This window comes from Streptomyces griseofuscus (genome assembly GCF_014673495.1).
Taxonomy (GTDB): domain Bacteria; phylum Actinomycetota; class Actinomycetes; order Streptomycetales; family Streptomycetaceae; genus Streptomyces; species Streptomyces murinus.
Window position 1 is genome coordinate 43157 of the sequence record NZ_CP051007.1, and the last position, 20018, is coordinate 63174.

General features: G+C 74.2%; 8 protein-coding genes and 1 pseudogene. All 9 read right to left on the reverse strand.

Annotation, left to right across the window (positions count from 1 at the left end; genetic code table 11):
• Positions 1-6: 6 nt before the first annotated feature.
• Entirely contained in the window at positions 7-798 is a 792-nt protein-coding gene (locus HEP81_RS39350; protein WP_037663519.1) for a thioesterase II family protein, read from the reverse strand.
• A complete protein-coding gene (locus tag HEP81_RS39355; protein WP_037663518.1) occupies positions 795-2015 on the reverse strand; it encodes a cytochrome P450 family protein in 1221 nt (406 codons plus the stop codon). Before HEP81_RS39355 ends, HEP81_RS39350 begins: the two co-directional genes overlap by 4 nt.
• Positions 2016-2048: 33 nt before the next feature.
• Complete coding sequence (locus tag HEP81_RS39360; protein ID WP_037663517.1) at positions 2049-3284, reverse strand: class I SAM-dependent methyltransferase; 1236 nt, start codon at positions 3282-3284, stop codon at positions 2049-2051.
• Between the two features lie 14 nt (positions 3285-3298).
• Positions 3299-4111 carry an SAM-dependent methyltransferase gene (locus tag HEP81_RS39365; RefSeq protein WP_011113109.1) on the reverse strand — a complete coding sequence of 271 codons (813 nt, stop codon included), beginning with the start codon at positions 4109-4111 and terminating at the stop codon, positions 3299-3301.
• Between the two features lie 52 nt (positions 4112-4163).
• The gene (locus HEP81_RS39370) at positions 4164-5171 is read right to left on the reverse strand and encodes an aldo/keto reductase (protein ID WP_011113110.1); all 1008 of its coding nucleotides are present in this window, start codon (positions 5169-5171) and stop codon (positions 4164-4166) included.
• A 44-nt stretch (positions 5172-5215) separates the two neighbouring features.
• Positions 5216-7657, reverse strand: a complete 2442-nt coding sequence (locus HEP81_RS39375) for a beta-glucosidase (RefSeq protein ID WP_037663515.1) — start codon at positions 7655-7657, stop codon at positions 5216-5218.
• Between the two features lie 165 nt (positions 7658-7822).
• Positions 7823-9100: an activator-dependent family glycosyltransferase gene (locus HEP81_RS39380; protein WP_011113112.1), complete on the reverse strand. Its 1278-nt coding sequence runs from the start codon at positions 9098-9100 to the stop codon at positions 7823-7825.
• 11 nt (positions 9101-9111) lie between these two features.
• Positions 9112-10197, reverse strand: a complete 1086-nt coding sequence (locus HEP81_RS39385; RefSeq protein WP_037663510.1) for a cytochrome P450 — start codon at positions 10195-10197, stop codon at positions 9112-9114.
• Positions 10194-19913: pseudogene (locus HEP81_RS42010) on the reverse strand (SDR family NAD(P)-dependent oxidoreductase); the annotation flags it as partial. The pseudogene HEP81_RS42010 and the gene HEP81_RS39385, both read right to left, overlap by 4 nt.
• Positions 19914-20018: the final 105 nt, after the last annotated feature.

The window sequence follows — 20018 nt, forward strand, 5'->3', positions numbered from 1 at the left end:
CCTTTCTCAAGTGTCGGTCGCACGGGACAGGGCGGCTTGCGGCGCACGCAGTCCGAGATCGGTCAGAACGGCCGACGCCACCTCGGTGGCACGGTCCTCCAGATAGAAGTGGCCCCCGCCGAAGACCCGTGAGCGCCCCGGTACGACCGCCAGCCGGAGCCAGCCGAGCGCCTGCTCGGGGGTGCACAGGGGGTCGTCCGTGCCGGTGAGCACCGTGACCGGGCACCGCAGCGCGGGCCCCTCCCGCCAGGTGTAGGACTTCAGGGCCGCGTAGTCGGCGCGCAGCGCGGGCAGCGCCAGGGCCTGCACCTCGGGGTCGTCGAGCGCGTCGCCGCCGCCGAGCCTGCGGACCTCGGCCAGCAGGGCGGCATCGCCGTCCAGGCCGTCGGTCGGCCCCGGCCCGGCCGTCGGCGCGCAGCGCGCGGACACGAACAGCCGGTGCGGGGTGCTGCCGCGGCGGTCCAGGCGCCGGGCCGTCTCGTAGGCGACGAGCGCCCCCAGACTGTGGCCGAACAGGGCGTACGGCGCCGGGTCCGGCGTGTCGAGCGCGGCCAGCACCCCGGTGATCCGGTCCGCCAGTTCGTCCAGCCGGGGCACCGGCGGCTCGTGCCGCCGGTCCTGCCGGCCCGGATACTGCACGGCCAGGACCTCGGCCTCCGGGCCCAGGGCGCGGGCGAGGGAGCGGTAGCTGCTCGCGGCGCCCCCGGCGTGCGGGAAGCAGACGAGCCGCATCGCCCCTTCGCCCGGCGGCCCGAACCGCCGCAGCCAGGTCCCGGCCGCGGCGTCGGCGTCGTTCATCGCCCCAGCCTCACGGGAAGGCTCTCGATGCCGCGCAGGAAGGACCGGCGCCAGCGCACCTGCTCCGCCGGGATCGCGAGGTCCAGGCCGGGGAAGCGGTTCAGCAGGGCGCGCAGCGCGATCTCGCCCTCCAGCCGGGCCAGCGGGCCGCCCACGCAGAAGTGGATGCCGTGGCCGAAGGAGAGGTGTCCGCCGGTGTCGCGGGTGACGTCGAACCGCTCGGGGTCGGGGAACCGGCGGGGGTCGCGGTTGGCCGCGGCGCCCGCGATGAGCACGGTGCTGTGCGCGGGGATGTGCACACCGCCGATCTCGACGGGTTCGAGCGTTCCGCGGGTGGTGATCTCGGCGGGGCCGAGGAAGCGCAGCACCTCGTCCACGGCGTTCGGGACGAGCGACGGGTCCGCGCGGACCTTGGCCAGTTCGCCGGGGTGGGTGAGGAGCAGGTAGGTGGCCATGGCGATGAGGCTCACCGAGGTCTCGAAGCCGGCGATGAGCAGGATCAGCACCACCGAGGCGAGTTCGTCGGTGCTGAGCCGGTCCTCGTCCTCGTCGTGGACGTGGATGAGCGCCGAGAGCAGGTCGGAGCCGGGGTCGGCGCGGCGGCGGTCGACGAGTTCGAGGATGAAGCCGACCAGGGCGCGGGCGGCATGCTCGCGCTGCTCCACCCGGTCGGCGTCGATCACCAGGAACTCGTTGCTCCACCGGCCGAAATCGCCCTGGTAGCGCTCCTCGACGCCGAGCAGCTCGCTGATCACGGTGATGGGCAGCGGGTAGGCGAAGCGCTCGACCAGGTCGGTCTCCCGCTCGCCGGCGAGGCCGTCGAGCAGGTGCTCGGCGAGCTGCGCGACCCGCGTGCGCATGGACTCCACCCGGCGTGCGGTGAACTCCCGTGAGACCAGCCGCCGCAGCCGGGTGTGGGCCGGCGGGTCGTTGCTGCCCATGTTGTTGGCGAAGTACGGCCGGACGTCCTCGGGAATCCCGTGGTAGGTGGGCAGTTCCACGCCGGGCGGCTGCTTCTTGAAATCGTTGCTGAGCCGCAGGTCGCCCAGGGCGGCCTTGGCCTCGGCGTGCCGGGTGATCAGGAAGGCCTCCCGGCCGATGAAGCTCACCTTGCTCACCGGTTCGCGCTCGCGCAGCGCGGCGTAGGTCTCGTACTGGTCGATGTGGAAGAGATCGCTGTCCAGGCTGGGGACAGCGGTGTGCGCGTCAGTCGTCACTGCGGTTTCCCTTTGCGTCGGGTGGCGGCACGGTCAGGCGGTCACCGCGGTGAGCGCGGGCATCGGGAAGACGAGCTTGCCGCCGCCCCGGAGGTAGGCCTGCTCGCGCTCGACGAATCCCTCGCGGTGGATCCAGGGCAGGACGAGCAGCTGGTCGGGGCGGAACGCCTTGGCCTCCTCCTCGGACACGATCGGGATGTTGCTGCCGGGGGTGAAGCGGCCCGCCTTCTCCTCGCTGACCTCGCCGATGCAGGGCAGGTCGGCGGCGGTGATGCCGCAGTACTGGAGGGTCACATTGCCCTTGGTCGACGCGCCGTACCCGCAGGTGAGCAGGCCGGCCGCGCGGGAGTCGTCGAGGAACCCCCGCAGGTCGTCGCGCTGTTGGCGCACCCGGCGGGCGAACGCCTCGTAGGGGGCCATGGTGTCGAGGGCCGCCGCGGCCTCGCGCTCGCGCAGCGCGACCAGCGAGGCCTCGTCACGCGGATGACGGTCCGGGTTCTTGGCGAGGGTCACATAGAGACTGCCGCCGTACACATCGGTGACCTCGGCCCGCAGCACGGTGAAGCCCACCTTCGCGGCCATCCACTCGATCTGCTGGAAGCCGTAGTACTCCAGGTGCTCGTGGCACACCACGTCGTAGGCGTTGGCCTCCAGCATGGACGGCATGTAGCTCTGCTCGGTCATCCAGACGCCGTCCTCGTCGAGGATCGTGTGGATGTCCTGCATGAACCGCAGCGGGTCCGGGAGGTCGTAGAACATGCCGGTCGTCGTGACGACCTTCGCGCGCTGCTTGCCGTACCGCGCGGTGAAGGCCTCGGCGGTGAAGAAGTCCGCGATCAGTTCGGCGGGCGGGTAGTGCTCGCGGAACTTCTCGCCCGAGGGGTCGATGCCGACCAGGCGCAGTCCCTCGACGGGGTACTGGTGCAGCAGGGTGCCGTCGTTGCTGCCGATGTCGACGACCACGTCGCCGGCCTGGAGGTTGGTGAGTTCGGCGGCGGCGACCGCCTTGCCCCGCAGGTGGTTGACCATGAACGGCCGGATGCCCGGCCGGTATCCGTAGCCGTCGCCGTACATCAGGCCGAGGTCCGGGGTGTGCCGCAGCTGGAGCAGGCCGCAGCCCGCGGGCGAGCACTTGACCAGTTCCAGCGGGACCGCGGGCACCTTCTGGTCGGGGCTCTTGGGGAAGACGCAGGTCAGCGCCTGCTCCCCCAGGTCGAGGACCGGTAGCAGTTCGTGATTGCCGCAGACACGGCACTGGGTGATGACCATCTTCTGCCCGTTTCTCAGTCGGTGGTGACCGTGGCGAGGAGGTAGCCGTAGGCCTTGGGGACCCGCACGCCGTCCACCATCCGCGCGAACTCCTCGGGGCCGGTCATGGCGATGACGTCGTCCTTGCGCGCCAGCAGGTCGGCGGCCACGCTCTCCCGCACCGCCGGCGGGGCCAGGGTGTGGGCGGTGATGTCGGTGAACTCGCGCACGACGAGTCCGGCGCTTTCGATGACGGCGCGGTAGTCGGCCATCTCCGGGGTGGTGATGATGTCCTGGAAGGTCAGCTCGGTGTCGGGCTGGCTGAACATGTCGGCGAGGACCAGGGTGGCGCCCGGCCGCAGGACGCGCTTGATCTCGCGCAGCACCTTTTCCTTGTCCGGCATGTGGATCAGCGACTCGAAGGCCCAGCCGCCGTCGAACGACGCGTCGGGGAAGGGGAGTTCGGCGGCGTCGGCGTGCCGGAAGCTCACCCGGTCGGCCAGGCCGAAGTCGCGCGCCCGCTCGCCGGCGCGGCCGACCTGGTAGGCGCTGATGGAGACGCCGACGACCTCGACGTCGGCCGTGCGGGCGAGCCGGAAGGCCGGCTCGCCGACGCCGCAGCCCACGTCCAGGATCCGCTGGCCCGGCGCGGGCGCCAGCCGTGCGATCAGCTGGTCGGTGAGCTGGTCGGTGGCCTTCTCGATGGGGGCGTCGTCGGCGTCGTCGTGCCAGTAGCCGACGTGCAGGTTGTCGCCCCAGATCTCCCTGAAGACCTCGGTGAAGTTGTCGTAGAAATCGACGACCTTGTCCTCGACCCGGTCCTCGGGTGCCTGTGCTCCGGAAGTCATGCGGTTCGTCCCTTCGTTTCTTGGTCGCGCTGGTGGGGCCGGGTGGTGGGGGTCAGTGGGCCCATGCCTCGGGTGCCGGGCCGCCCTGGCCGACCGGCGGGAAGATGCGGTCGAGTGCGGCGAGTTCGGCGTCGCCGAGGCGCAGGCGGGTGGCGCGCAGCGCGGAGTCGAGGTGCCCGGTGGTGCGCGGTCCGATGACGGCGCCGGTGACGCCCGGCCGCGACAGCACCCAGGACAGGCCGACCTCCGCGGGGTGGTGGCCGATGCCGCGGCAGAACGCTTCGTACTCCTCGATGGCGGGGCGGAGCGCGGGCAGCAGGGTCTGGGCCCGCCCCTGGGCGGACTTGACGGCCGTGCCGGAACGCAGCTTGTCCAGTACGCCGCTGAGGAGGCCGCCGTGCAGCGGCGACCAGGCGACGGCCGCGAGGCCGTGGTGGCGGGCGGCGGGCAGGACCTCCAGTTCGGCGTGGCGTACCGCCAGGTTGTACAGGCACTGCTCGGAGGCCAGGCCGAGCGAGCCGCGGCGCCGGGCGCTCGCCTGCGCCTCGGATATGTGCCATCCGGCGAAGTTGGAGGAGCCGACGTAGCAGATCTTGCCGCTCGCCACCAGGCGGTCCATGGCCTGCCACACCTCGTCCCACGGCGCGGCGCGGTCGATGTGGTGCATCTGGTAGAGGTCGATGCACTCCACGCCCAGCCGGCGCAGGGACTGTTCGCAGGCGGTGACGATGTGGCGGGCGGACAGGCCGCCGTCGTTGACCCGTTCGCTCATCTCCCCGCCGACCTTGGTCGCGAGGACGACCCTGTCGCGGCGTCCGCCGCCTCGGGCCAGCCAGCGTCCGACGAGTTCCTCGGTGTGTCCCTTGTGGACGCGCCATCCGTAGATGTCGGCGGTGTCCACGCAGTTGATCCCGCGGTCGAGGGCCTCGTCCATGAGGCGCAGGGCGTCCTCGTCGGTGACGCGGCCGCTGAAGTTGACGGTGCCGAGCCACAGCCGGCTCACCCGCGTGGCCAGGCGTCCGAGCCGTACGTACGGGTCCGGTTCCGCGGTGTCGGTCATGGCTTCCTGCTCCGGTCGGGCCTGGTCTGCGGACACGGTCCCCCCTACCGGCCGGGCCGGTCGGTCTGCGCGGTCGCGGTCAGCCGGATCCGGTCCGAGGAGGAGCCGACGAGGACGCGGCGCTCGCCGCCCGCGAGTTTCCAGGCGCCGCCCGAGGTGTCCCAGTACTGGAGGGCGCGTTCAGCCACGTGGATGCGCACGCGCCGGGACTCGCCGGGGTCCAGTGCCACCTTCCGGTAGCCGGCCAGGGCCTTGTCGGCCTGGTCGAGCGCGAGGCGCGGGCTGGGCCCGAGGTAGACCTGCACGACGTCGCTGCCCGGCCTGTCGCCGGTGTTGCGCACGGTCACGTCGACGTCGAGTCCGTCCGCCGTGCGGGTGACGGACTCGTCCTCGTACGCGAAGGACGTGTAGGACAGGCCGAAGCCGAACGGGAAGAGAGGCTTGACGCCCTCGTGGTCGTACCAGCGGTATCCGCTGTAGATGCCTTCGGAGTAGTGCACGACGCCGTCCACGCCGGGATAGCGTGCGGGGTCGCCGGCGACGGGGGTGGCCTGGTCGGAGGCGGGGAAGGTCTGGCTGAGCCGGCCGCCCGGTTCGGCGTCGCCGAACAGCAGGTCGGCGGTGGCCTCCGCGCCGGCCTGGCCGGGGTACCACATGTCGAGCACGGCACGGGTCTTGTCGAGCCAGGGCATGGTGACGGACGAGCCGGTGTTCAGGACGACGACCGTACGGGGGTTGGCGGCCGTGACGGCCTTGATCAGCTCGTCCTGGTAGCCGGGCAGGGACAGGGAGGTGCGGTCGCTGCCCTCGGCGCCGTCGTCGTAGGCGAAGACCACCGCGGTGGTGGCCTTGCGGGCGGTCTCCACTGCCTGGTCGATCGCCTCCTGTGCCCTGGCCGGGGTCACCCAGCTCAGGTCCAGCCTCATCGGCTGGTCGACGAGCGCCCCGCCGCTGATCTTGACGGTGTGCGTGCCGGCGCTCAGCCGCAGCGGGACGCTGGTGAGCTTGCCGAACACCTCGCCGAAGCTGACGGGGTCGCCGCCGTCGATCTGGAGGGAGCCGTTGCCGCCGGTCACGCGGGCCGCGATGCGGTAGAGGCCCGCCTTGTCCACGGTCAGCCTGCCGTCGTAGACGACGCCGCTGCGGGCCGGTTGCAGGACCGTGCCGCCGGAGAACGGCGGTTCGAAGGCGGCGGCCGGGATCGGCTCGCCCTCGACGTCCTCGCCCTCGGCGTAGGAGACCTGCGCGCCCCGGCCCAGCTTCGCGGTGATGGCGTCCAGTGGGGCGGTGGCCGTGTCGGGGACGATGTAGGAGCTGCCGAGGCCCGTCACCTTGGGGGTCTTGGCCGTCGGTCCGATCACCGCGAGGTGGTCCGTGGCGGCGGCGTCCAGCGGCAGCATGCGGTCCTGGTTGCGCAGCAGCACCGCGCCGGACTCGGCGACCTGCCTGGCCACGCGGGTGCCGCCCGCGAGGTCGCGCTGGGGCCGCGGCGGCTTGTTCTCGGCCAGCAGGCCGAAGCGGTCCATCTGGCCGAGGATGCGGCGCACCGACCGGTCGAGGACCAACACGGGGATGGTTCCGTCCGTGATGGCCTTCTTCAGGGTGTCGCCGAAGTACTTGCCGCCGGGGACCTGCCCGCCGGGCGGGATGGCGGTGGTCGAGTCGATGCCGAGTTCCTGGTCGAGTCCCTTGGTGATGGCGTCGGTGCTGTGCGTGGCCAGCCAGTCGGAGGTGACGAAGCCCTGGAAGTGCAGCTGCTCGCGGAGGATGCCGGTCAGCAACGTGTCGCTGCCGCAGGCGGGTTCGCCGTCGACGCGGGGGTAGGCGCACATCACCGCGGCGGCCCCGGCGCCGACGGCGGCCTCGAAGCCGGGGAGTTCCGTCTCGTGCAGCGTGCGGTCGTCCACCTCGACGTCCACGCCCATGCGGTTGTTCTCCTGGGTGTTGGCGGCGTAGTGCTTGACCGTCGCCATCAGGCCCTGGCTCTGGATGCCGGTGACCTCGGCGGCCGCCGTGCGCCCGGTGAGGAGCGGGTCCTCGCTGAACGTCTCGAAGTTCCGCCCGGCCTGCGGCACCCGGATGTCGTTGACCATCGGGGCGAACAGGACGTCCATGCCGAACGCGCGGCCCTCGCGGCCCAGTACCTGCCCGTACTTCTCGGCGAGGCCGTCGTCGAAGGACGAGGCGAGGCTGACGGGCGCGGGCATCGCCAGCGACGGGCGGTGGATCGTGACGCCCGCGGGCCCGTCACTGGCGCGCACCTCCGGGATGTCCAGGCGGGGTACGCCCGGCAGGTAGACGAGGGCCGTGGGGTCCGTCGTGGAGTAGTCCCAGTGCACGAACGAGAGCTTCTCGTCCAGCGTCATCTGGTCGACGAGACGATCGACGCGGCTTTCCCCGGTACCGGAGGACGCCGGTGCGGAACCCAGATTGAGCAGCGCCAGCACCGTCAGAAATACGGAGGGCACCCATATTCGTCGTTTCATTTCTCTCTTCCCGGCAGGTGGTGTCTCCGTAGCCAAGAATTCCGGCGCACAGACGCCTCGGTATCCGCAGCGACCGTAGCAAGGCCGCCAGTTGCCCCTCAAGGCTTCTCGATCCGAACTCGACCCCGTTGCGAGGCAGTTGCGAGGAACCCAGGAAATTCCTGCTCAGGGGCGGGGCAGGCGCCGTTCGGCGGTCATCTTCTCCAGAACCGCGACGACTTCGGTAGGCGCCGGCTCGGACAGAATCTCGTCCCTTACTTTCGCCGCGCCCTCGCGGAATTCCGCCTCTTCCAGAACACGGACGACGCTTTCCCGGAACCGGTCGGCCGTCAGTTCCGCGAGCGGCACCGCGAGGCCCATGCCGCTGTCCACCGTCCCGCGGGCCCGCAGGTCGGTGTCCCAGCCGACGGGCATCATGACCTGCGGCACGCCGTGGATCGCCGCGGTGTGCCAGGTGCCCGGCCCGCCGTGGTGGACGACCGCGTCGCAGGTGGGCAGCAGGGCGTGCATGGGGACGAAGTCGACCGCGCGGACGTTGTCCGGGACGTGCGCCACCGATTCGAGCTGGTGGGCGTCGAGCGTGGCGACGAACTCGGCGTCGATGCCGGCGACGGCGTCCAGGATCTGGTCGGTGGTGATGACCTCCACCCCGCTGTCGCGTCCCGAGACGCCCAGGGTGAGGGCCACCCGGCGCCGGGCGGGCGGCTCGTGCAGCCACTCCGGTACGACGGAGGGGCCGTTGTAGTCGACGTAGCGCATCCCCACGGTCGGCAGGCCCAGGTCCAGGCGCATGCTCGCCGGCACCGGGTCGATGGTCCACTGGCCGGTGGCCAGCTCCTCGTCGAAGCCCCGACCGGTCGCCACCCCGTGGCGGTCCAGGTGCCATTCGACCCACTCCGCGAAGGGGTCCTCCCGGTGCTCCGGCTCCTGCCGGTCCCGCAGGTCCAGGAAGGCCCGGCGGGACTTGGTGACGACGTCCGGGCCCCACAGCAGCCGGGCGTGGGCCGCTCCGGTCACCCTGGCCGCGATCGGGGCGGCGAAGGTCAGCGGCTCCCAGATCAGCAGGTCTGGCTGCCAGGAACGGCAGAAGTCGACCATCCCGTCGATCAGCGAGTCAGGGGTCATCAGCCCGTAGAGGTTGGGGGTGAGGGCGGTCTGCATGCCCAGCACGTGGTTCCAGCCCGCGTTCTGGAGTCCCGCGTCGGTGAAGTCCAGCGACCGCACGTACTTGATCATGTCCTCGCCGACGGCGCTCATGTGCCCGACGAGGTCGACGTCCTCGCCCACGGGCACCGCGGTCAGACCGGCGGCGGTGGTGATGTCCGTCAGCCCCGGTGAGCCGACGACCCGCACCTCGTGGCCGGCCGCGCGGCAGGCCCAGGCGAGCGGGACGAGCGGGTAGAAGTGGGTCTTGCTCGTCATGGCGGAGAAGACGATGCGCATCTGGACAGTCCTTAGATCTCGACCGGGCACCGGCTGATGCCCCGCACGACGGGCGAACGGCGGCGGTGGACCACGGGGCCCGTCCGCGTCATGCCGGGCAGCGTCCCGGCGAGGGCGCGCAGGGCCGCGGCGGCGTGCCGGGCGGCGAACTCGTCCAGGCCGTCCCGGCAGCCGAGGCCCGACGTCAGGGGCGGCGGCGCGGCCGCGCGGTCCACGTCGAACCGGTCGGGCCCGGCGAACACCTCCGGGTCACGGTTGGCCGCCGCGACGGCCACCACCACCTCGTCGCCCGCCGCGATCGCGGTGCCCTGGATGATCTGTGCGGCGGTGGCGCGGCGGCTTTCGAGGTGGGCCGGGGGCGCGGTGCGCAGGGTCTCGGCCGCGATGCGGTCCGCCAGGTCCGGGTCGTCGGCCAGCCGGCCGGCCAGCCCCGGAGTGCGCAGCGTGGCGAGCACGGCGTTGCACACCGTGTTGGCCGCCATCGCGCAGCCGGCCGCCGCCGGCGGGCCCGCGGCCCCCGCCTGTTCGCGCAGCGCCCGGAGCGCGGCCACCGTCTGTTCGGTCACGGCCAGCGTCTGCGGGGTCAGCCGGGCGTCCGGTGCCGTGGCGGCCGAGCGCAGCAGGGCGGCGATGCCTTCCGCGTCCGCGCCGTCCGCGCCGAGGCGCGCGGCCTCGGCACGGACCGGGACCTCGCGGGCGAAGTCCCGCATCAGGTCGAAGCGCGTGCCGGTGCCCGGCAGCGCCGCGCGGTAGTGCGGGACCAGCTCCTCCACGGCGGGCGGCGGCGGGCCGGCGGCCGTGCGCAGGTCCAGGAACGGCCGGGCCCAGTCCGGGGCCGTCTCCCCCGCGGCCCGGCTGAACTCCGGGCCGTCGAGTATCCGGGCGGCGGCGTCATAGCGGGTCACGACGAAGGCCCCGCAGCGGCTGCGGAAGATCCCCGCGCCGGCCGTGCGGATCCGCTCGTACCAGTGGCCCGGTTCGTCGTCCTGCCCGCACAGGAGCATCGCGTACGGGTCGCCGTTCACGCCGAAGGCCCAGTACCAGCCGCGGGCCATCTGGAGCCGGCTGCCGAGCCGGCGTCGGTCGGTGGTGGTCATGCCTCGTTCCCTGTCCATGTGCGGATGCGTTCGGCGACTGCGCCGGCGTGCTCCTGCACCATCGAGAAGTGGTTGCCGGGCACGTCCACGCACGTGTGCGGGAACGGCCAGGTGGACTGCCAGGACGTGCCGTCCGGCCACTCTCCGAGCGGCTCGCAGGCCCGTACCAGCAGGGTCGGGACGGCGAGTTCCCGTGGTTGCCAGGTGCTGGTGAAGCGGTGGTACGCGCCCAGGGCGGTGAGCCGGGTGTCGTCCACCCGCACCCCCTCGCGGCCGAACATGGTGTCGGTCAGTTCGGCGAGCCAGCCCTGCACCGCCTGCTGCCGTCCCGGCGGATAGACGTCGATCAGGACGATGCCGTGCGGCGGACGGCCGCGGTCGGCGAGTTCGGCACCCAGGGCGTGCGCCATCAGGGCGCCCGCCGAGTGGCCGACGAGCACGAACGGCCCGTCCGCGGACTTCAGGACGGCGTCCGCCTGGACGCCGAGGACCGCCGCCAGCGACGCGGGAAGCTGCTCGCCCGGCTCGTAGCCCGGCTGCGGAAGCGCGGACACCGGCATGCTGCCCTCGAAGGCGGCGGCCAGCCGGAGGAACTCGTGCGGGCCCGCCACCGGCGCCGTACCGGCGACGCAGATCAGCCGGATCTCCCCCGGACCGGAGGCCAGTTCCACGAGGTCGACGGATGCGGCCAGGTCCTCGGGGCCCGTGAAGTGGTCCCGGTGGCCCGCCAGTTCGCCGAGCAGCTCCAGGTAGGAGTCGAAGCGTCCCTGCTGGACGGATCGCTCGTAGAGGCCGCGCAGCATGCCGCCGCCGTCGGCCGCGGGGTGCGGCGTTTCCGAGGTGAGCAGGGGCCGCAGGTAGGCGGCGACATCGGTGACGCTGGGGTGGTCGAACACCAGGGTGGTGGCCAGCGGCAGGCCGGTGGCGTCCTGCAGCCTGTTGCGCACCCCCATCGCCGACAGCGAGTCGAAGCCCAGCTGGGCGAAGGGCTGGTGCAGTCCCACCGCGTCCGGGTCCCGGTGGCCGAGGACGGCGGCCACCTGTGCGCGGATCCATGTGGCGAGCATGGCCTCGGCCTCGTCCGCGGGCAGGCCGGACAGCCGTTCCGGCCAGGTGGAGCGGCGGCCGGGCCCGTCGTGGGCGGGTTCGGCGGGTGCCTGCCGGGCGGCGTCGGGCAGGTCCTCGATGAGCGGGCGCGGCCGGGCGGCGGTGAAGCCGACGGCGAACCGGTTCCAGTCGATGTCGGCGATCGAGACGCAGACGTCCCGCTGGTCCAGGGCCTGTTGCAGGGCCCGCACCGCCTTGTCGGGGGCCATCGGGCGCATCCCGCGGCGGATCAGACCGGGCAGGTCGGCGTCGGCCATGCCGCCGTCGGCCCAGGCTCCCCAGGCGATGCTGGTCGCGGGCTTGCCCGCGGCCCGGCGCCGGTGCGCCAGCGCGTCGAGGTAGGCGTTGCCCGCGGCGTAGGCGCCGAGCAGGCCGCTGCCGTAGAGCCCCGCGCCGGAGGAGAAGAGGACGAACGTCTCGGCGTCCGGGCAGAGTTCGTCCAGCAGCCGGGCGCCGACCGTCTTGACCCGCGTCACCCGCGCCAGTTCGTCCGGGTCGAGGTCGGTCAGGGCGCGTCCGTCGGGGACACCGGCGAGGTGCATCACGGTACGGACCGGCTCTCCCTGGCGCCGCAGCCCGTCGATCAGTTCCGTCAGCCGGGCGCGGTCGGTGACGTCGCAGGCCGCGAAGGTCACGCGGGCGCCCAGGGCGGTCAGTTCCGCGGCCAGTTCCGCGTGCTGCGGCGCCGGTCCGCCCGACCGGCCGACCAGCACCAGGTGGTCCGCCCCGGCGCGGGCGAGGTGGCGGGCGACATGACCGCCGAGGGCGCCGGTGCCGCCGGTGACCAGGGCCGTGCCGGCCGGTTGCCAGGGAGCCGCGACGGGCTCCAGCGGGGCCCTGACGAGCCGTCGGACGAAGCAGCCGCCCTCGCGCAGCGCGAGCTGGTCCTCGTCCCCCGCCTGCTGGAGGCAGGCGGTGAACCACCGCAGGACGGACGGGGTGAGTTCGCCGGGCAGGTCGAGCAGGCCGCCCCAGCGTCCGGGGGCCTCCAGGCCCATCACCCGCCCGATGCCCCAGACCATGGCCTGCGCCGGGTCGGCCGTGTCGTCCGCCGCGTCCTGTCCGACGGCCACGGCCCCGCGGGTCACCAGCCACAGGGGCGCCTCGACGCCCGCGTCGCCGAGTGCCTGGTGCAGGGTGAGGGCGGCGGTGGCGGCCCGCAGCTCGTCGTCCGGGCCGGACGGGTCGTTCGGGCCGGACGGGTCGGACGGGTCGGCTGCCAGGGCCAGCAGCGAGACGACCGCGGTGACGCCGCCGGGGGCCGCCTCCCGCAGCGTCCTCGCCAGCTCCTCGCGTCCGGTCGCCACGGCGTCGGCCGTGACCCGCAGCACCGTGCCGCCGGCGTCCTCCACGGCACCGGCCAGGGTGTCCTCCTGCGGACCGGTGCCGGTGCCGACCACCAGGTACGTGCCGCTCAGCGGGTCCGTGGCCGGGGACAGGGGGCGCCATTCGATGCGGCAGCGCCAGTCGCCCACCCGGTCGGGGATCTCGGGCGCCAGCCAGTACCGCTCGTGTTCGAAGGGGTAGTTGGGCAGCCGGGCGGGCGCGCCGTCGGGGAAGACGGCCCGCCAGTCGACGGACACGCCGCCCGCGTGTGCGCGGGCGAGTTCGCGGACGAAGTGCCGCTCGCCCTCGTCCCGGTGCAGGCTGCCGAGGACGAGCACCTCGCTGCCGTGGCGCTCGGCGGTCTCCTGGACGCTGGTGGTGAGCACGGGGTGCGGGCTGACCTCGACGAAGGTGTCGTAGCCGTCCTCGACGGCGGCGCGGACGGCCGCCTCGAAGCGGACCGGGGAGCGCAGGTTGTCGTACCAGTACGCGGCGTCCATCGTGCCGGTGTCGCAGCGTTCGCCGCGCAGCGTGGAGTACAGGGGCGTCCCGGTCGGGCGCGGGGTCACGCCCGTCAGGTCGGTGCGGACGCGCCGGCGGAGCCGCTCCATGTGGGGCGAGTGCGAGGCGTAGCCGACGGGGATGCGGCGGGCCCGGATCCCGTCGGCGGCGCAGCGCTCCTCGAACGCGGTCAGCGCCTCGGGGTCGCCGGCCACCACCACGGACGCCGGGGAGTTGACGGCGGCGACGCTCACGCGCTCCGGCCACTCGGCGATCAGTTCCCGCGCCCGGTCCTCGGGCAGCGCGACGGAGGTCATGGCGCCGGGGCCGGCGAGTTCGGCCAGGGCCTGGGCCCGCAGTGCCACCACCCGCGCCGCGTCCGGCAAGGACAGCGCCCCCGCCACACACGCCGCCGCGATCTCGCCCTGCGAATGCCCCACCACCGCATCCGGCTCCACGCCGCACGCCCGCCACAACCGCGCCAGCGACACCATCACCGCGAACAGCACCGGCTGCACCACCTCCACCCGGTCCAGCCCCGGAGCCCCCTCCACACCCCGCACCACATCCACCACCGAGAAACCCGCCACCTCCGCCAGCGCCGCATCACACTCCGCCAACGCCTGTGCGAACACCGGCACATCGAGCAGCCCGCGGCCCATCCCCACCCACTGCGACCCCTGACCGGGAAACACCCACACCACACGACGACCCCCACCACCCACACCCGTGACCAGACCGGGAGCCGGCAACCCCTCCGCGAGCCGGTGCAGCAGGTCTCGGGCCATGCCGGTGTCCTCGGCGAGGACGACGGCGCGCTGCTCGTGGTGGGTGCGTCCGGTCGCGAGCGTGCGGCCGACGCGGTCCAGGGTGTCCGGGTCGGGCGCGTCGTCGTCCAGCACCGGGAGCAGCCGGCGGGACTGGGCGGCCAGCGCGGTCTCCGTACGCGCCGACACCACCAGCGGCACCACACCCGCCGCCTCCAGCACCCCCACCGGCCCGCCCGCAGCACCGGCCTCCACCGGCAACGACGGCGCCTCCTCCACGATCACATGCGCGTTCGTCCCGCTCACCCCGAACGCCGACACCCCCGCACGCCGCACCCGCCCACCGGACGGCCACGCACGCGCCTCCCCGAGCACCCGCACCCCACCAGAAGACCAGTCCACATGCGACGACGGCACCCCCGCATGCAACGACCCCGGCAACACACCCCGCCCCAGCGCCAGCACCATCTTGATCACACCCACCGCACCCGCCGCCGCCTGCGCATGCCCGATGTTCGACTTCACCGACCCCAGCCACAACGGCCGACCCGGATCACGCCCCTGCCCATACGTCGCCAGCAGCGCCTGCGCCTCGATCGGATCACCCAGCGCCGTCCCCGTCCCATGACCCTCCACGACGTCGACGTCCGCGCCCGAGATCCCGGCGGCCTGCCAGGCGCGCCGGATCACCCGCTGCTGCGCGGGGCCGCTCGGCGCCGCGAGCCCGTTGCTGGCTCCGTCCTGGTTGACCGCGCTGCCCCGGACCACGGCGAGCACCCGGTGCCCCCGCTGCCGCGCCTGCGAGAGCCGCTCCAGCACCAGCAGGGCCACGCCCTCGGCGAAGCCGAAGCCGTCGGCGTCGTCGGAGTACGCCTTGCACCGCCCGTCCGCCGCCAGCGCCCCCTGCCGCGAGAACTCCGTGAACACCTCCGGACCCGCCATCACCGACACCCCACCGGCCACCGCCAGCGAGCACTCCCCGTCCCGCAACGACCGCGCCGCCAGATGCAACGCCACCAACGACGACGAACACGCCGTGTCCACCGTCAACGCCGGCCCCTCCAGACCCAGTACGTACGCCACCCGGCCGGAGGCGACGGCGGGCGAACCACCGGTGAGGAGATAGCCCTCGCTGCTCTCGGGGGTCTCGGCCCCGTGGCCGTAGCCCTGGTAGGCGGCGCCGAGGAAGACGCCGGTGTCGCTGCCGCGCAGCGCGCGCGGATCGATGCCGGAGTTCTCCATCGCCTCCCAGGTGGCCTCCAGCACCTGGCGCTGCTGCGGGTCCATCGCCAGCGCCTCACGCGGGGAGATCCCGAAGAACGCCGCGTCGAAGCCCGCCGCGTCGTCGAGGAAGGCGCCGTGGCGGGGTCCGCTCGCGCCGTCGGCGGTGGTGGCGCCGAGGAGGTCGAGGTCCCAGCCCCGGTCGGCGGGCATCGGCGCGACGGCGTCACGGCCGGCGGCGACGAACTCCCACAGGTCCTCCGGGGAACCGATGCCACCGGGCAGCCGGCAGGCCATGCCCACGATCACCACCGGGTCGTCCCCGCCGTCCCCGCCGGACCCGCCGGACGCCTGTGCGGCGGGTCCGGCGGGCCCCGCCGCGGACTCCGCCCCGTCCGCCGGGATCTCCTCGGAGCCGAACAGCCGGTCGAGGAGATAGTCGGCGAGCGCGGTGACACTGGGCCGGTCGAAGACCAGGGTGGTCGCCTCGCGCAGGCCGGTCGCCGCGGTGATGCGGTTGCGCAGCTGCACCGCCGACATCGAGTCGAAGCCGAGTTCCCGGAAGGCGCGGTCCCGGTCGACGGCCCCGGCGTCGGCGTGCCCGAGCACCGCGGCGGCCTCGGCCCGCACCAGGCGCAGCAGGTGTTCGCGGCGCTCCCCGGCCGGCAGCGGCAGGAGCTTGTCGCGCAGCCGGGAGCGGCCCTCCGGTTCCTCCCGCGGCTCTCCGGCCGACGGCGCGGCGGGCAGCGTACGGGCGAGTTCGTCGAACAGCGGCCGGTGCCGGACCGCGCCCATGAGGTCGAGGAACGCGCGCCGGTCGAGGTCGGCCACGGAGACACAGGTTTCGGCGCCCGCCAGGCACGTGCCCAGCTCGGCGAGGGCCTGCTCGGGCGGCAGGGGCCGCATGCCCTGGCGGCGCAGGAAGTCCTGGCCCGCGTCGCCGGCCATGCCCGGTCCGTCCCACAGCCCCCAGGCGACGGACAGCGCGGGCAGCCCGCGGCGGCGGCGCCGGTGTGCGAAGCCGTCCAGGAAGGCGTTGGCCGCCGCGTAGGCGCCGGCGCGGGACGCGCCCCACACGCCCGCGTTGGACGAGAACAGCACGAACGTGTCCGCGTCGGGGCACAGTTCGTCGAGGTGCGCCGTCCCGGTGATCTTGGCGGCGGTGACGCGGGTGAACTCCTCCTCGGTGATGGCTTCCAGCGGCGTGGACTGCGGCACGCCGGCCGTGTGGAAGACGGCGTCGATCGCCCGGCCGTGCGCGCGCTCGGCGTCGATCAGCGCGGCCAGCGCCGCCCGGTCCGTGACGTCGCAGGCCGCGAGGGTCACTTGGGCGCCCAGCGCGGTCAGTTCCGCCCTGAGCGACTCGGCGCCCGGCGCGTTCGGGCCCTGCCTGCTGGTGAGGACGAGACGGGTGGCGCCGGCGCGGGCCAGACGGCGTGCGACATGGGCACCGAGTCCGCCGGTGCCGCCGGTCACCAGGGCGGTGCCGCCGGGCCGCCAGCCGTCCGCACCGGCCGGGGCGTCCGCCGGGGCGGGCACGAGCCGGGGGACCCTGTCGCCGCTCGCGCGGAGGGCCACCTGGTCCTCGTCGCGGGGATCGGCGAGCACCCACGGCAGCCGCGCGAGCAGGTCCCGGTCCGGGGCGGGCAGGTCGATCGACCCGCCCCAGCGCGCGGGGTGTTCCAGGCCGGCGGCCCGGCCGAGGCCGGCCACCGCCGTCTGCGCGGGGTCCGGCTCCCCGTCCTGCTCGGTCACGGCCACCGCGCGCCGGGTCAGCACCCACAGCGGCGCCTCGACGCCCGCGTCGCCCAGCGCCTGGATCAGGCTCAGGGTCCGCCAGGCGGGCAGGTGCGGCGCGGCGGCGGATTCCCCGGCGGTGTCGTCGGCGGATTCCCCTGCGGTGTCCAGGGCGAGCAACGAGACCACCGCCGCCGGTTCCCCGGCGGCCGTGGCCGCGCGCAGGGCCGCCGCCGTCGCGGCACGCTCCGGTGCGTCGCAGTCGACGGTGCCGACCGTGGCCCCGGCGTCCTGGAGGGCCGCGCGGACCGTGTCGTACCAGGCGTCCGGCACCCGGCGGCCGGTCACCAGCAGGACGCGGCCGGTGAGCGGGGCCGCCGCCCACCCGGCGTCGTGCCACCGCACCCGGTAGCGCCGTTCCCGGCCGGCGGGTTCGGCGCGGCGGCCGGGGGCGGTGTGCCAGAACGGGCGGTGCTGGAAGGGGTAGCAGGGCAGTTCGGTCACGGCGCCGGCCGAAAGCGCGGGGCTCCAGTCGACCTGGACGCCGCGCACATGGGCCTCGCCGAGCGCCGTCAGGAACCGGTCCGGGCCGCCCGCGCCGCGCCGCAGTGTGCTCAGGACGGCGGCGTCGGCGCCCGCCGCCTCCAGGGTCGCCTCGATCCCCGCGGCGAGGACGGGCTGGGGGCTCACCTCGACGAAGGTGTCGAAGCCCGCCTCGGCCAGCAGCCGCGTCCCCGTCTCGAACCGCACCGTCTCCCGCAGGTTCCGGTACCAGTAGTCGCCGTCCATGAGGGCGGTGTCGATCGGCGCGCCGGTCGTCGTGGAGTACAGCGGTACGGGGGCCGTGCGGGCGACCACGCCGGACAGCGCGGCCGTCAGCTCCGCGCGCAGCGGCTCGACCATGGGCGAGTGGGAGGCGTAGTCCACCGGGATGTTCCGGGCCCGGACGCCGTCGGCCGCGCAGGCGTCCAGCAGCGCGTCCAGGTCCGCGCGGGGACCGGCCACCACGACCGCGTCCGGGCCGTTGACCGAGGCGATCGTCAGGGCGCCGCCGTAGCGGGCCAGCAGTGCCTCGGTCTGCTCCGGGGAGCGGGCGAGGGAGACCATGCCGCCGCTGCCGGCGAGGGATCGCAGCGCCTTGGCGCGCACCGCGACCACCTTCGCGGCGTCCTGGAGCGAGAGGGCACCGGCGACGCAGGCGGCGGCGATCTCGCCCTGCGAGTGGCCGATCACCGCGTCCGGCTCCACGCCGTGGGCCCGCCACAGCGCCGCCAGCGACACCATGACCGCGAACAGCGCGGGCTGGACGACGTCCACCCGCTCCAGCGGCGCGCCGCCGGCGAGCACCTCGGTCAGCGACCAGTCGACGTAGGGGGCCAGCGCCTGCTCGCACTCGCGCACGGAGCGGGCGAAGACCGGTGAGGCGGCCAGCAGTCCGGCGGCCATCCCTTCCCACTGCGAGCCCTGGCCGGGGAAGACCATCACGATCCTGCGGCCCGCGCGCGCCGTGCCGGTGACCGCCTGCGCGTGCGGCTCCTCGCGGGCCACGGCGCGCAGGGCGGCCGGCACGTCCGCAGGGCCGCCGACGACCACGGCGCGGTGCGGGAAGGCGGTACGCCGGGTGGCGAGGGTGAAGGAGACGTCCGGCAACGGGTCGGCGCCGGGCCGCTCCAGGTGGGCGGCGAGCCGTTCGGCCTGGGCCCGCAGGGCCTCCTCGCCGCGGCCGGACAGCAGGATCGGGTAGGGGCCCGTCTCCCGGTCGGCGGCGGGCGCCTCGGGGACCGGGTCGGGTTCCGGGTCGGGCTTGGGGGCCTCCTCGACGATGATGTGCGCGTTGGTGCCGCTGATACCGAAGGAGGAGACGCCCGCGCGGCGTGTCCTGCCGCCGCGCGGCCACGGCCGGCTCTCGGCGAGCGGTACGACGGCTCCGCTCTCCCAGTCGATCCGCGAGGAGGGGGCGTCGAAGTGGAGGAGGCGGGGCAGCCGGCCGTGCTGGAGGGCGAGCACCGTCTTGATGAGCCCCGCGACGCCGGCGGCCGCCTGGGTGTGGCCGATGTTGGCCTTCACCGAGCCGATCCACAGCGGGGCGTGCGCGGGCCGTCCGGCACCGTAGGCCGCCAGCAGGGCGTGTGCCTCGATGGGGTCGCCGAGCGTGGTGCCGGTGCCGTGCGCCTCGACGTAGTCGACGTCGGCGGGGCCGAGCCCGGAGTCCTCCAGCGCCTGCCGGATGACCCGCTGCTGGGCGGGACCGTTGGGCGCGGTCAGGCCGTTGCTGGCACCGTCCTGGTTGACCGCGCTGCCGCGCAGCACGGCGAGCACCCGGCGGCCCTCCCGCCGGGCCGTGGACAGCCGCTGGAGTACGAGGAAGCCGACGCCCTCGGCCAGCGCGAAGCCGTCGGCGGCCTCGGCGAAGGGCTTGCACCGACCGTCCGCCGCCAGTCCGCCCTGGGCGCGGAACTCGGTGAAGGCCCCGGCGGTGCTCATGACGGTGGCGCCGCCCGCGAGGGCGGTCGTGCACTCCCCGCGACGCAGCGACTGCATGGCCAGGTGGGTCGCGGTGAGGGAGGAGGAGCAGGCGGTGTCCACGGTCAGCGCCGGGCCTTCGAGGCCGAGCGTGTACGCCACCCGGCCGGAGGCCACACTGGAGGCCGTGCCCGTGCCGAGGTAGCCCAGTACCTCCGGTGCCGCTTCGTCGGGGCGCGGCCCGTAGTCGACGGCGCCGACCCCGGCGAAGACGCCGGTGGCGGTGCCGCCGAGCGCGGCGGGGTCGAAGCCGGCGCGTTCCAGTGCCTCCCAGGCGACCTCCAGCAGCAGCCGCTGCTGCGGGTCCATGGCCAGTGCCTCGCGCGGCGATATGCCGAAGAAGTCCGCGTCGAAACCGGCGGCGTCGTGCAGGAACCCGCCGGTGCAGCCGTCGAGGGCGGCGCTGTCCCAGCCGCGGCCGGCGGGCGCGGGGGAGACGGCGTCGCCGTCGGCCACGAGGAAGTCCCACAGGGCGGCGGGGCCGTCGATGCCGCCCGGAAAGCGGCAGCCCATGCCGACGACCGCGATCGGTTCGCCGGCCCGGTACTCCGTCTCCCGCAGTCGCGCGCTGACGGCCTCCAGGTCCCCGGCGGTCCGCCGCAGATAGCGGCGCAGCTTGTCCTCGGTGGTCTCGGTGGA